The organism is Marinomonas sp., from assembly GCF_965225885.1.
Taxonomy (GTDB): Bacteria; Pseudomonadota; Gammaproteobacteria; order Pseudomonadales; family Marinomonadaceae; genus Marinomonas.
In genome coordinates, this window is record NZ_OZ245329.1 from 1,307,242 (window position 1) to 1,319,884 (window position 12,643).

Here is a 12,643-nt window from a genome sequence, read left to right on the forward strand (position 1 = left end):
AGACTTAACGCTACTATCATTCTAAAATGACCTTTAGCAAACTTAGGAGGCTAAAACAGTTAAATTGACAACAACTTTCCCCTATTCAATCATTTGAAGCCACTTATGCAACACAGGAAGTTGGTATCCTGCACCGTAGTTCTGACCTACACTTGAGCGACTCCAGCCACCAATTTGATCAACAATATCTGAGGGACACTCAACTGCTCGAAGTCTGTCACGCATACTGTGTCTGAATGAATGTATTACACACCCATCCTCAACATATGGTTTCATCCATCTATTTAAAGCTGAACTTGCTGAATTAGCATTGCACTTTCCACCCTTGGTATACCTAGGAAATAGATACTTTTCATCTGCTCCACTAAGCAGCTCAAAAGCCTGAGTAGCTGCCCACAAGGAAGCCCCAACTAATGGTATCTTCCGCTCACTTGATTCTGTTTTGAGCCTTCTGGCACTGTTTGGCTGCAATGTTATGTGTGGTATTGGCGCATCTAACACCACATCATTTCTTTCAAGACCACACACTTCTGCTAATCTCATTCCAGTATCACTGACCAGAGCAATAACCCACCTTAGATCATCATTCATATCCATACAGACAGATTGAATGCTTTTGATTGTTTGGATTGGTATTGGCTGTCTTTTATCTTTCTTGCTACCTGAAGGCATATAGGTTCCAACTAAGGGGCTTATAGCTTTCAGCCCATGCTCTTGGATCATTAACTTTATGATTGGCCCTAAGGATGAGAAGATACGCTTTATTGAGCTTACAACTAGCCCCTTGTCTAAGAGGAAGTCTCTGAACTTAGCCCCATCAATGGACGTGTAATCACTCAAGTCTCTATTACCAACTGCTTCAATAAAGTAGTTCACATTACGATCGACAGTGCGCTCAAAGACATGGTCTTTACCCTCGCCTTTAAGCTTTAGATAATTATCTCTAGCGTCAAGCAAGTCATAGCCACAACCTGATAGTAATGAGTTGGTTTTAGTTACAGGAGCACTGACAAGACCTTGGGTAATCTGCTCAACACGAATGGAACTCCAATAGGTTTCAAGCTGGAAGCTAATTTGAGTTGAGCTACGCAGAGCGACACGTTTGGATCGAGTTTTAAGGCTTTTAACGATTCGTTTAGAACCATAGAGATTTCTCATATCCAAAGGAATACGACGGGAAAAGTAATATGTATTATTACGAAGGAAAAGATAACTAGATTGGTTTACAACCATGGTACACACCCCACAAGAACAATTGATGGAAATGCATGTATCACGAGGGTCTCAGGGGATTCCTGAGGTTGGGTTGGCGCTGCCGGTGGGGCCGTGGCCACCTGGGTAGAAGATGGCGTCAAAGTCATCTTGTTTCATGTCGCTCAATTTTACAGTGTTGGTGATCACGTCTTGTGCCGCTTGATCTTTATAGAAGCGTTCGGTTGCTTCGGTTTGTGCATCTGGCGCTGTGCTGTTTGGATCTATGGGAGCTTGTCCGCCTTTTGGCGTAGCAACAGTGACTTCGGCGCCAGCGTCAAGAAAAGCGTAATAAGGTGCGGCGAATTCTTCCACCCAAAAGCCCGTTTTGTGTCCTGTATCGCCCAAATCTGAATGGGATGTTAGAACGACTAGAATTTTTTTGCTGCTCATAAGACTGTTCATAAGAGAATCCTAAATGTTTGAATGAGTTGTTTAAATAACTTGTGATTAGTCTATCTAATTAATCTAATCAGCATAATGGGGAGGTTTTTGACTTCATTAGTTTAATAATTGATACAATTGAATCTGTTTCTATTCATCTTTATAAAAGAGTCGTCGCGATGGAAGTCTCCTTTGAGCAGTTAAAAAGTATGGTGGTGTTTGCCCAAGTGGTGGAGCAAGGCAGTTTAACGGCCGCCGCCAAATTCATGGGGATTTCCCGTGGTGTGGTGAGTTATCACTTGAAAAAGCTAGAAGAGCAGCTTGGTGTAAAACTGCTGAATCGTACCACTCGATCCTTGTCATTGACCGAAACAGGCGAAGCCTATTACCAACGTTGCCGAGCCATTGCGTTTCAGGCTCATGAAGCGAACTTACAGATAGAAAAAGCCAAGCAAGAGCCAGAAGGGAAATTGAAGATATCTTGTCCGGTGAATTTGGGGTTGCAGGTGATTGTGCCGGCGCTGAATGAATTTCGCCGACTTTACCCTTTAATCGAATTGAATGTTTCCCTAAGCGATGAAGTGGTTAATATCATCAAAGACGGTGTTGATCTGGCAATTCGCGGTGCGCCGTTATTAGATTCTGGTTTGCAAGCCAGTAAGTTAAAGACCTTCGAGACTTGCTTGTGTGGATCACCAGAATATTTTCGTCGTCGCGGCCGACCAACTCAACCTGAGGAACTTTATGACCATGATTGGGTGGTCTATACGCCCGCAGCAAATACCGTGCATCTTAGCCAAGGTGATAAGTCCTTTAGTTTGTCTGTGCGTGGCGCGGTGAGTACCAACAATGCGGCAGCAAGAACCATTTTCTTAGAAGGCGGCAATGGTATTGGCCGAATTCCAATGTACGACGCTCGTCCGCGGATTGCGAATGGCAGTTTAGAGCGAATTTTGCCAGATTATAAATGTACCGGAATTGATGTTTATGCCGTCTTTCCGCCAGGAACCGCCGAGTCTAAAAAGTTACGCTTACTGCTGGATTTTCTGAAAACATCTTTTGCTCGGTTTTGATGAATGCTTGTTTTGAAGAACTCTGGCTATTAGGGCTGGGATGCCGTTATTATGCGGATATCAATTTGACACTATTTTAGGGACTATTTATGTTATATCGATTGCTGTTGTGCCTGATTCTTGGAAGCTTCGTATCGTTTTCTATGGCCGCCGATAAGGTTTCGGATGATCAGAAAAAGCTAGCTCAAACCGTATTTGAACTTGAGCGAAGTGTGGCAATTCTGCAATTGTCCACTGCGTCTTTAGGTGATTACCAATCACTTTCTACAAAAATGGCCCACGTTAAGTCATTAGAATATCGGGTGAATTTTCTTGGTAACCTAACCTTTCTGTTATGTATGGCGCTGGTGGTTTTCTTCTTTAAACTGCGTAATCAGCAAAAGCGATTATTGGCTCTCGAAAATCGAGAAGATGAAAAAGTTATCGAGCAGCAAAATAAAGACGCCTAATTACAAATGCTTTAAGCAAAGGAAAGAATCATGTTTAAGCCGATTGTGTTGATGATCATTGATATGCAGCAATGCATGTCTTGGCCGCAAGCGGGTCAGCGTAATAATCCCAATGCTGAACATGAAATCGCTGAATTATTGGCTCATTGGCGAGCCAATCATGCGCCAATTGTTCATGTGCGTCATTTGTCGACAGAGCCTGAGTCTTTGTTTTGGCCAGACCAAGAAGGTGTTCTTTTTCAAGATGCTTTTCAGCCCTTAGCCGATGAAAAAATCATTGAAAAATCAGTACCAGATGCTTTTATCTATTCTGACCTAGAGGTCTGGTTACGAGAGCAAGATCTGCAAACTTTGGTCGTCGTTGGCGTCAGCACGAATAATTCAGTGGAATCCACCGTGAGAAGTGCGGGCAACTTAGGCTTTACAAGCTATGTGGTGGACAGTGCTTGTTTTGCGTTTGAGAAAGATGACTTCTTTGGCCAATCGCGCAGTGCAGATGAAGTGCACGCTATGTCACTGGCTAATTTGCATGGTGAATACGCCACAGTCATTAGCCAAGATGAAGCCTTTGCACTCCTGCTATAAATAGCTGGCAAAAAAGCATACCTCGTTGGGTGATTCGTCTTTTTTATTATTCCACCACGCACATTGGTGTTTTGGCGATTGGGTCTTGGTGAATTTGTGCGTTCAATGAAAAAACGTTCTTCAGTAATTTTTGGGTAAGAACCGATTCAGGCGCACCTTGCATCATGATTTCCCCTTGCTTCATCACGATCAAATAATCGCAGTATCGCGCCGCTTGGTTGATGTCATGCAGAACCGTAATAATAGTTTTGCCTTGCAGATTCAATTTTCGCAATAAATGCATTAGCTCCACTTGATGGCTTAAATCCATATAAGTAGTTGGCTCGTCTAGCAACAAATACGGTGTATCTTGCGCCAGCGTCATGGCTAACCAAACACGCTGGCGTTGGCCACCAGAGAGCTCGCTGACGAGCTGGTCGGCCAGTTCGGTTATTCCTGTTTCTTGCATTACCGTATCGATTATTTTCTGATCGTCTTTATTGATTCGCCCCCAAAAACCAGTGTAAGGACTACGTCCATAGGCGACCAAATCTTTTACCTTGATACCTTCTGGAATCGGCTGGGTTTGTGGCAATAAAGCCAATTGCTGGGCAAGCTTTTTGGATGCAATGCTATGAAGGTTTTTACCTTGCCAGTGCACCTGGCCTTCCATAGGTGAAAGAATACGCGCCATGGCTTTTAGCAATGTGGATTTGCCACAGCCGTTTGGACCGAGTAAAGCGATGATTTTTCCTTCAGGAATGGTTAGGTCTACCTGTTTTACGATGGCTTTATCATGATAACCAACAGATAAGTTATGAGTGCTAAGAGACATAAATCATTTCGTCCTAAGGAGTAGCCAAAGAAAATACGGCGCACCAATAATGGCGGTCATAATGCCGGCGGGTAATTCAATGGGTGGATCAATGGTGCGCGCCACAAGGTCTGCAACCAATAACAAAATAGCGCCAACCAACATGGTGGAAGGTAAGAGAATCTGATGTCGACCACCGACCAATTTACGAGTCAAATGCGGAGCCACCAACCCTAAAAATCCGATAGGACCGCAAATCGCCACACAAGAAGCGGTTAACCCAACGGCAATAGCCAAAGAGATTAAGCGTAATTTGTTGGCCTTGATGCCAAGGCTAATGGCACTGTCGTCGCCAAGATGAATCAGGTTCAGAGGTTTGGCCAGCCAAAACGCAAAGGGAATAAGCAATAGCCAAGGCAATAAGATAGAAAGTTGATTCCAACCTCTCCCCCATAAACTACCCGTTAGCCATAAAAGGGCGTTGTTGATTTCCAGTGGCTTCACCAGCATTAGAAAATCAATGGCGCTGGCATACAAAGCGGCCAATGCCACACCGGTTATCGCCAGTTTAATGGTGCTGCTATGCTGACCGCATAGCCACCATAACATTAAGGCGGCAATTAAGCTGCCCATCAAAGCAACGGCTGGTAACCAGCTAATATCCGCATTGGGAAAAAACGTCATATAAAATACGGCAGCCAATCCTGCGCCATGACTAACCCCAAGGACATCTGGCGATGCCAATGGATTGCGAATCACGCCTTGTACCAAGGCACCAGCCAGCGCCATCATGGCGCCAACTAACATAGCAAGAATAGTACGAGGTAAGCGGTATTCGTGAATGGTGAAGTAATTTTCGTTGCCGACTTGAAGGCCATCTAAGATGTCTTTAAGCGGGATAGAAACTGCGCCAAACATCAGATTAGCAGCCAGTAATCCTAGCAAGGCAAGCATTAAAATAGGCAAAGAACGAATAGCCATTATAAGGTTCTCTTGCGTACGAGGTAGATGAAAAACGGCGCGCCAATTAAAGCTAAGATCGCGCCTGCGGGTGTTTCCGCCGGATAAATAATACCTCGACTGACGGTATCCGATAAGATGACCAAGCCAGCGCCCAGCATCATGGCAATAGGTAAGAATTTTCTGTGATCTTGCCCTGTGAGCATTTTTGCCATATGTGGAACCAATAACCCAACAAAGCCAATCGCCCCAACGCTGCTGATGGCGCTACCGACCAGCAATAAAACTAAAAAGCTGCCGCCTAATTTTACCCACATAAGCGAGACACCGAGGTTTCGCGCGTTGTCGTCGCCAAGTTGCAATAGATTCAGTGAGGGAGCAATCACCATGGCGCCCAATAAACCAATCACGCAAACTGGTCAGAATGAATCAAAGGTTTGCCATCTGGCATCAGCCAAACTACCTGCGAGCCAAGTCAGTACGCCAGCGGCTTGATCTTCCGCGATAATAATGACGGCTTTGGTTAAGGCCGCACACAGTGCTGAAATAGCAACGCCAGCCAATACCAATCGACCATGTTCATTGCCACTTCGCCAAGCATTGCCCAATAACATGACCACCGCCCACGCAATGCCACCGCCAATAATGGCCGCTACGGAAGAACCAAGTAGACCAAACCATGGTGCGATAGTGGAAACCGTTGCCATGCCAAGCGCCGCGCCAGCATTAATGCCTAAAACAGAAGGTGAGGCGAGAGGGTTTTGTGTCAAGCCTTGCATGATAACACCAGCGGCGGCGAGGTTAGCTCCTACCATTAAGCCAATAAGAACCCTTGGTAACCGTAAATCGTGGACAATATGCTGAGCAATGCTTTCCTGATCCATATTGTACAAGGCTTGAATCGCATCCGTTGGTGTAACAGGAATCACCGACCAACTAAATAAGCTGATCCATGTGAGCACCAAGAGCAGCAGGAGCAGTAAAAGGCACTGTCCTACGAAAGGAATTTTGGATCGGGTCATTTTTGGGCATTAAAGACTTTTACGAGGTCTTTCCCCATGGTTTCTGCGGAAATAATGCCGCGACAACGTGACCAAGTATTTGGGTTGACCGAATAGATGTGTTTATTTCTTACCGCTTTGAGTACGGCCCATAAAGGTTCGTTCTTCCATTTATCAACAATGCTAGGCGTGACGTAGTTGCCGACAATAAAGTAATCAGGGTTGACGGCAATAAGTTGCTCTAAGCTGGTTTGACGATACGCATTATCGTTGCGGCCCGTGTTGGCATTGTTTAACCCTAAAGCACGAATCACGCCACCAGCATAAGAATCGGCAGTATGCAAAAATAGCGCGTCATCACGGGCAACGCCAAATTGAACCTCTTTGCCTTTTGGTAATTGGGTCGCAAGTTCGGCCATTACTTCATCATGCTTTTTCAAGCGTGCTTGCATTTCTTTATCTTTGCCAATGGCTTTGCCAATGATGGCGGTGGCGTGAAGGTTTTCTTCATAAGTGGCCCGCTTGGAAGGCAGAATCAAGGTCGGAGCGATTTTTTGCAAATCGGCATAAACCCCTTCGTGGCGAGAAATGTCGGCAATGATCAAATCAGGTTTTAGGGCAGCAATAGTTTCAAGGCTAGGCTGAGCACGAGTGCCGACCGACGTCCAATCGCCAATTTCATCACGGATTTCTTTTAGCACTCGCTCTGAATCTTTGTCGTCGGCAATGCCAACAGGGCTGACGCCAACGGCAGCTAATGCATCTACAAAGGAAAGCTCCAATACCACGATGCGTTTCGGGACGTAATCTAGGGTAAACGTACCTTTGCTGTCTTGGACGGTCACTGCTTGGGAAAGTGAGCAAAAACAAATGGATAGAATCGAGAGGGCAATCGACAAAAAGAGCTTCATGGTGCGACCTTAGAAAGATTAAAAAAACACGGTAATGATAACACTTCTCAGTTATATTTGAAGTTTTTTCGAATCTCTTAACTTTCTAATCTTTAAGTTTTTAGTCTGTTGAAATGTAATTGCTAGATACTTTCGCCCGCTTCTATCTTGAAGGGTAAATCTATGACTCTTTGCGAAACAGGATTGCCTTGTAAGCGAGACAGTAAATGTTCGGCAGCAAGTCGGCCCATTTCTTCACGAGGCGTGATGACCGTTGCCAGTCTAGGCACCATAGCGCGAGAAATGTCGTGACCGTGAAAGCCTGCGATACTGATATCTTGTGGGACTTTTATGCCGGCTTTTTGGCATGCGTACAGCGCACCGATTGCCAAGTCATCGTTGGTGCAAAATATGCCGTCGGTGTCGGGTTGCTGCTGCAGGGCATCGTGTAGGAAAGTCGCACCAAGCGTGAAGGAAGACGCGCTATTGGTTTTTAGACACAAAGGCGTTAAGCCATTGTCGAGCATAGCGGTTTCGTAACCCTTAATTTTAAACAGAGTCCGTTGGTCCATTCGCGCCGCAAAATAGACAATCTTTTGTCGGCCTCGTTTGATCATAAAATCTGTCATTGCATAAGCGGCCGCTTCGTTGTCTATGCCGATGGCTTGTTCGATTGGCGGCGAAACAGAATCCATGATTTCGATAACCGGAATGCCAGCGACGGCAAGCATCTTTCTCACACGTTCGGTGTGATAGCTTTCGGAAATAATTAAACCATCCACACTGTAAGACAAAAGCGTGGCAATGCGGGCTTCTTCGGCTTCTTTACTGTAACCATAGTGGGCGAGCATGGTTTGGTAGCCTGCAGGTTCAACCACGGATTCAATACCACGAATGACTTCAGCGAATACTTGGTTGGTTAAAGAGGGCAGCAGAACGCCAATCGCGTGGCTCTTTGATTTGGATAAAATATCAGGTGCTCGGTTGGGGATGTAACCTAGATCTTCTAATGCGTCGGCGATTTTGGTTTGTAATGGTACGGAAACTTGATCTGGATTTCTAAGAAAGCGACTTACGGTCATTTTTGTCACGCCAACTAAGTCAGCAACGTCTTGTAATGTTGGGCGTTTGTTTTTCACGCTGGGGCTTTTCTTGTCGGAGTTTTTCATACCAGTGACGTATCCATGTTTTGTTACAGGTAACATTATCATAAGCCATTCATGGCTAGAAACAAAAAGTAGGTATTATTGAAGCCGGTGTTAATTAAAGTAGGAATCTTCATGAAAGTGAGCATTCACTTATTTAGCAAGAGACACAACTCTTTGGTTGTGTCTCTTGCTTGAATACATTTATTTATTCGCTAAAAGTGTTAGCGCTTCACTTAAGACTTGGTCAGCACTTTGAGAAATATCGATTACCAGAGCTTCGTCGTTTGTAGGTTCAACCAAGGTGGCAAACTGGCTTTCTAGCATTTCTCGACCATTAAAATAATGACCATCACGCTTTTGATGACGTTGCCAAATGGTATCGATGTCGCCTTTTAGGTAGATCATGGTGACGTCGTCTAAACCGTTGCGCAGTATGGCGCGATATTCTGGTTTTAATCCAGAGCAGGCGATGACTGCCGTTGGATTATCGGTCAAGATGGTATTGAGTGTTGCCAACCAATCCTTGCGGTCGTCATCAGTAAGCGGCGTACCTTGACGCATTTTGTCTACATTGGCTTGGCTGTGGAAGTCATCACCATCAAAAAATGCATAGCCAAGTTTGTCTGCGATGCTTTTGCCTATCAAAGATTTTCCTGAACCTGATACGCCTAATACTACAATTTTCTTTGTCATCTTCTTAAGTCCTTATCGCCTTGCTGTTGTCAGCAAGGCCGCAGTGTCGTTCAAAAAGCCGTGTTGAACGGCATGGTCTCAATGGGTTATTTCCACCAAAGGGCCAGCTCAGGGAAGAATATGACCAAAGCAAGAACCAGAACCTGCAAACCAATGAAAGGCATGAGAGAGCTAAAGATCTCGCCCAGGCTAATGTCTTTTGGCGCCACAGATTTAAGATAGAACGCCGCAGGACCAAACGGAGGTGATAAGAAAGATACCTGCATATTCAAACAGAACACCACGCCAAACCAGATAGGATCTAAGCCAAGACCTGTAATGATAGGAACGAAGATCGGCATGGTTAATAGCGCAACACCGACCCAATCTAAGAACATACCGAGGACAAGCAAGATGATCATCATGATCATGACGGTGCCCATCACGCTGCCACCGCTTAGGGCAAGAATGGTTTCTTCAACGAAGGAGATACCGCCCATCAGGTTGTATACACCAACTAGAGCAGTTGCCCCGATACCGATCCAAATGATCATGCCACAGGTACTCATGGTGGCTTTGGCGCTGTCTTTTAGCATGGCGAAATTCAGTTCACCACGAATCGCTGCACTAATGATAATGCCGACAACACCTAGTGCAGAGGCTTCAGTCACAGACGCTACACCTGTGTAAATACTGCCTAACACCATCATTACAGTAAGTAATGGAAATAGCAGGGCTTTGAAATAGTTGACGTCTTTGTCCGCTGCCAGCTCTTCTTCGCTAGGCAATGGCGCGTATTCTGGGTGAAGACGACTGATGATCAACACGTAAGCCATGTAAGCGAAGGCAAGAATAAACGCAGGTAAGAACGCCGCCTTAAATAAGTCACCGATGGAAACGCTGGCTGTTAAGCCGTAGATAATCAATACGATACTTGGCGGTAGCATGGTGCCTAATGCGCCACCGGCACAAGTGACCCCAATCGCCAATTTACGGTTATAACCAAGACGCAGCATTTGCGGCAAAGCCAAGATGCCAAGTAGGACAGTTTCGCCACCGATAACACCAGACATAGAAGCCAAAACGATAGCAACCAATAACGTCTGTACAGCAACACCGCCGCGCAGTTTGCGGCCAAAGACCTTCATCGCATCAAACAGATCTCGGGCGATACCGGATCGATCTAATAAGGCGGCCATGAGAACAAACATCGGTACAGCAAGAAACACATAGCTGCCAACGAAGCTGTACAAACGGCTGGTGATCAGCGGCAAAGCGCCAACGCCAAACCAACCGATTGCAAAAACAAGTGCTACTAACGCGGTAACAAAGGCTAATTGCATGCCCGTTAGCAGTAATAAAATCATCGAGCCGAGCATGAGTAGGCTGCCGTAGCCTATGCCCATAGCGGATAAATCAAACATCTTTGCGTTTCCTTAAACCATTTAATTCTTGTATTAGGTGCAAGAAAAACTGCACAAACATGATACATAAGGTGGCGAAAATCATGCCTTTTACTAAGGCAGGGAAAACGGGATCCCAAGCGGATCCAGATGTTTCTAAACGTAGATCACCAAAGGGTGTGAACCATGAGTCCTGAACCATCTGATAAGCAGCCCAGCTAAGTAAACTGGTAAACATAAGGCCCATAATGTGATGAAAAACATTCAACCAGCGACGAGTTGTGTCTGAAACAATGTCGTAGATCAGCACCACACGAACGTGTTTGTTGATGGCCAAGGCATAAATGCCGCCATAAACGAACAAACAGCCACCTAAAAATGAGGCGGTTTCGTGAACCCAAATGGTTGGTGCGTTGAAAAGGTAACGCATCACAACTTCGTAAAAAGAAATACCAACGGTAAAGATAAACAGCAAACTGATGAGGTTGCCGAACCAATAGATCGCACGATCTAGGGCGTTTCTCGGCTGTTCAGAACTGTCTAGTGTCTGTGGATGAATTTCGTCTTTCATGATCATGATCCAATGAAAAGCAGGCGCCGATGCAATAGGTATGCAGTGCGCCTGTTTTGCAGGTTTAAAAGGCTTCTAGATGAGCTTAAAGAAGACCGTTCGCTTCTAGGTACGTCGTGATAGAGTCGTAAACCTTCTGTGCATTGGCAGAACCTTTCGCGAACTCTTCCCACTGTGTACGAGCAATGGCACGGAATTTTTTACGTTCCTCTTCAGACCAATCGTGAATAGTGATATTTGGATCTGCTTTTGCAGCTTTTACTGCCGCTTGGTCAGCAATACGAAGTTGCGTCGTCATGTCTTCTGCGAAGTCACGAACCGAAACCGTTAGGATAGATTGAATGTCAGCTGGCAATTTGTCCCATTTTTTTAAGTTCATTGAAATATCGATCAATGGCAAAGAATGGAAACCTGGCTGCACAGGGTGTGTCGCAATGTCGTTCATGCCAGCTTTCTGGTTAGTCGAGAAAACAGTGTAGTCAGCCGCATCGATAACGCCTTTGCTTAGACCAGTGAACACTTCAGAGCCCGGTAAGTTAACTGGCGCGGCACCCGCTGCTGCGAATACGCGTTGTACTAAGCCTTCAGGCGCACGAAGTTTCAGACCTTTCAAATCGGCAACGCTGTCTAACGGAACGCGAGAAACCAAAGATTCAACGCCCGTGGTAGAACCACCAATGAATTTCACGCCGTAAGGAGCGTAAAGTTCGTTCATTAGTTCATAACCACCACCGTAGTTAACGTATTGCAGAAGTTGCTGAGTGTTTGACCAAGCGCCGACAGTGTTACCAATCAGGCCAAAAGCGGGATCTTTACCAGAGAAGAATTCAGTTGCGGTAATTTGGCCATCCAAGATGCCCATTTTGATGCCGTCTAATGTTTCAGTGTGTTTGAAAATACTGCCAACAGGAAGCAAGTCGATATGAACTCGGCCACCAGTCATTGTTTCGACGCGTTTTGTCCATTCTTTTTGAACTTGGAAGTTTTTGTCGCCAGCTGGGTCAGAAGATTGGAACTTAAAGTTGTAATCTGCTGCAATCGCTGAAGTCGATAGAATACCGGCCGTAGCGGCAGTCAATAACGTGGTAGTGAACTTATTCATGGTATTGCTTCCCATTATTTTTTTTTGAAAGAACCGCTTTATTGTTAGCGATTTTTAGGAACAGAGTGTTTAGTTACGGCAAATGTTACCGGTAACTAGGTGTTGATGTTACCGATAACATTTTGGGTTAGTCAAGCCTTTGATAACAAAAAAATAGCATGTAAATGATAGATGCTTGATATGCATAGAAATCTTGTTTAAAGCGGGTCGATGCCTTTTGTCGAAATTCCAATAAGGCGCTCTGATAAATATAAGCCCTAGACATTGGTCTAAGAGTGGTTTTGTTGTCTAAGATAAAAGCGCACACTCTTGATACGTAACTTCGTCGGTAAAAATTTCGTCTGCAAAAAAGAGAATAATA

At 45.1% G+C, this 12,643-nt stretch carries 12 protein-coding genes and 2 pseudogenes; 3 read left to right on the plus strand and 11 right to left on the minus strand.

All coding sequences use genetic code 11. The annotated features are described in order from the left end of the window. Window positions 1-81: 81 nt before the first annotated feature. Window positions 82-1,233, minus strand: a complete 1,152-nt coding sequence (locus ACO05V_RS06130; protein ID WP_421848538.1) for a DUF6538 domain-containing protein — start codon at window positions 1,231-1,233, stop codon at window positions 82-84. 87 nt (window positions 1,234-1,320) lie between these two features. Then, window positions 1,321-1,644: pseudogene (locus ACO05V_RS06135) on the minus strand (type 1 glutamine amidotransferase domain-containing protein); the annotation flags it as partial. Window positions 1,645-1,814: 170 nt separating this feature from the next. On the opposite strand from ACO05V_RS06135, the gene ACO05V_RS06140 reads away from it, so the two are divergent. From ACO05V_RS06140 to ACO05V_RS06150, 3 genes are all read left to right on the plus strand, one after another. Then, complete coding sequence (locus tag ACO05V_RS06140; protein WP_421848540.1) at window positions 1,815-2,708, plus strand: LysR family transcriptional regulator; 894 nt, start codon at window positions 1,815-1,817, stop codon at window positions 2,706-2,708. Between the two features lie 89 nt (window positions 2,709-2,797). Then, window positions 2,798-3,157: a hypothetical protein gene (locus ACO05V_RS06145; protein ID WP_421848542.1), complete on the plus strand. Its 360-nt coding sequence runs from the start codon at window positions 2,798-2,800 to the stop codon at window positions 3,155-3,157. Between the two features lie 30 nt (window positions 3,158-3,187). Further along, a complete protein-coding gene (locus ACO05V_RS06150; RefSeq protein WP_421848544.1) occupies window positions 3,188-3,742 on the plus strand; it encodes a cysteine hydrolase family protein in 555 nt (184 codons plus the stop codon). Between the two features lie 46 nt (window positions 3,743-3,788). On the opposite strand, the gene fecE is transcribed toward ACO05V_RS06150, so the two are convergent. From fecE to ACO05V_RS06195, 9 genes and pseudogenes are all read right to left on the minus strand, one after another. Further along, complete coding sequence (fecE, locus tag ACO05V_RS06155; protein ID WP_421848546.1) at window positions 3,789-4,556, minus strand: Fe(3+) dicitrate ABC transporter ATP-binding protein FecE; 768 nt, start codon at window positions 4,554-4,556, stop codon at window positions 3,789-3,791. 3 nt (window positions 4,557-4,559) lie between these two features. Beyond that, window positions 4,560-5,516: a Fe(3+) dicitrate ABC transporter permease subunit FecD gene (gene fecD / locus ACO05V_RS06160; RefSeq protein WP_421848548.1), complete on the minus strand. Its 957-nt coding sequence runs from the start codon at window positions 5,514-5,516 to the stop codon at window positions 4,560-4,562. Further along, window positions 5,516-6,517 (minus strand): annotated as a pseudogene (locus ACO05V_RS06165) (iron chelate uptake ABC transporter family permease subunit). The gene fecD and the pseudogene ACO05V_RS06165 overlap by 1 nt, the downstream one beginning before the upstream one ends. After that, on the minus strand, window positions 6,514-7,407 hold the full coding sequence (locus tag ACO05V_RS06170) for a Fe(3+) dicitrate ABC transporter substrate-binding protein (protein ID WP_421848550.1): 894 nt from the start codon (window positions 7,405-7,407) through the stop codon (window positions 6,514-6,516). Before ACO05V_RS06170 ends, ACO05V_RS06165 begins: the two are co-directional and overlap by 4 nt. Before the next feature lie 122 nt (window positions 7,408-7,529). Then, window positions 7,530-8,597, minus strand: coding sequence for a gluconate operon transcriptional repressor GntR (gene gntR, locus ACO05V_RS06175; RefSeq protein ID WP_421848552.1), 1,068 nt, complete (start codon window positions 8,595-8,597; stop codon window positions 7,530-7,532). 138 nt (window positions 8,598-8,735) lie between these two features. Beyond that, entirely contained in the window at window positions 8,736-9,227 is a 492-nt protein-coding gene (locus ACO05V_RS06180) for a gluconokinase (protein ID WP_421848554.1), read from the minus strand. An 86-nt stretch (window positions 9,228-9,313) separates the two neighbouring features. After that, window positions 9,314-10,630: a TRAP transporter large permease gene (locus ACO05V_RS06185; RefSeq protein WP_421848556.1), complete on the minus strand. Its 1,317-nt coding sequence runs from the start codon at window positions 10,628-10,630 to the stop codon at window positions 9,314-9,316. Beyond that, window positions 10,623-11,180 carry a TRAP transporter small permease subunit gene (locus ACO05V_RS06190; RefSeq protein ID WP_421848558.1) on the minus strand — a complete coding sequence of 186 codons (558 nt, stop codon included), beginning with the start codon at window positions 11,178-11,180 and terminating at the stop codon, window positions 10,623-10,625. Before ACO05V_RS06190 ends, ACO05V_RS06185 begins: the two co-directional genes overlap by 8 nt. A gap of 85 nt (window positions 11,181-11,265) precedes the next feature. Then, window positions 11,266-12,282 carry a TRAP transporter substrate-binding protein gene (locus ACO05V_RS06195; RefSeq protein ID WP_421848560.1) on the minus strand — a complete coding sequence of 339 codons (1,017 nt, stop codon included), beginning with the start codon at window positions 12,280-12,282 and terminating at the stop codon, window positions 11,266-11,268. Between the last annotated feature and the right edge of the window lie 361 nt (window positions 12,283-12,643).

Bases quoted from the DNA above. Each gene is read 5' to 3' on its own strand.
- fecE (WP_421848546.1), bottom strand. From the start codon at position 4,556: ATGTCTCTTAGCACTCATAACTTATCTGTTGGTTATCATGATAAAGCC.
- ACO05V_RS06190 (WP_421848558.1), bottom strand. From the start codon at position 11,180: ATGAAAGACGAAATTCATCCACAGACACTAGACAGTTCTGAACAGCCG.
- ACO05V_RS06195 (WP_421848560.1), bottom strand. From the start codon at position 12,282: ATGAATAAGTTCACTACCACGTTATTGACTGCCGCTACGGCCGGTATT.
- fecD (WP_421848548.1), bottom strand. From the start codon at position 5,516: ATGGCTATTCGTTCTTTGCCTATTTTAATGCTTGCCTTGCTAGGATTA.
- ACO05V_RS06170 (WP_421848550.1), bottom strand. From the start codon at position 7,407: ATGAAGCTCTTTTTGTCGATTGCCCTCTCGATTCTATCCATTTGTTTT.
- ACO05V_RS06145 (WP_421848542.1), top strand. From the start codon at position 2,798: ATGTTATATCGATTGCTGTTGTGCCTGATTCTTGGAAGCTTCGTATCG.
- ACO05V_RS06130 (WP_421848538.1), bottom strand. From the start codon at position 1,233: ATGGTTGTAAACCAATCTAGTTATCTTTTCCTTCGTAATAATACATAT.
- ACO05V_RS06140 (WP_421848540.1), top strand. From the start codon at position 1,815: ATGGAAGTCTCCTTTGAGCAGTTAAAAAGTATGGTGGTGTTTGCCCAA.
- ACO05V_RS06185 (WP_421848556.1), bottom strand. From the start codon at position 10,630: ATGTTTGATTTATCCGCTATGGGCATAGGCTACGGCAGCCTACTCATG.
- ACO05V_RS06150 (WP_421848544.1), top strand. From the start codon at position 3,188: ATGTTTAAGCCGATTGTGTTGATGATCATTGATATGCAGCAATGCATG.
- ACO05V_RS06180 (WP_421848554.1), bottom strand. From the start codon at position 9,227: ATGACAAAGAAAATTGTAGTATTAGGCGTATCAGGTTCAGGAAAATCT.
- gntR (WP_421848552.1), bottom strand. From the start codon at position 8,597: ATGATAATGTTACCTGTAACAAAACATGGATACGTCACTGGTATGAAA.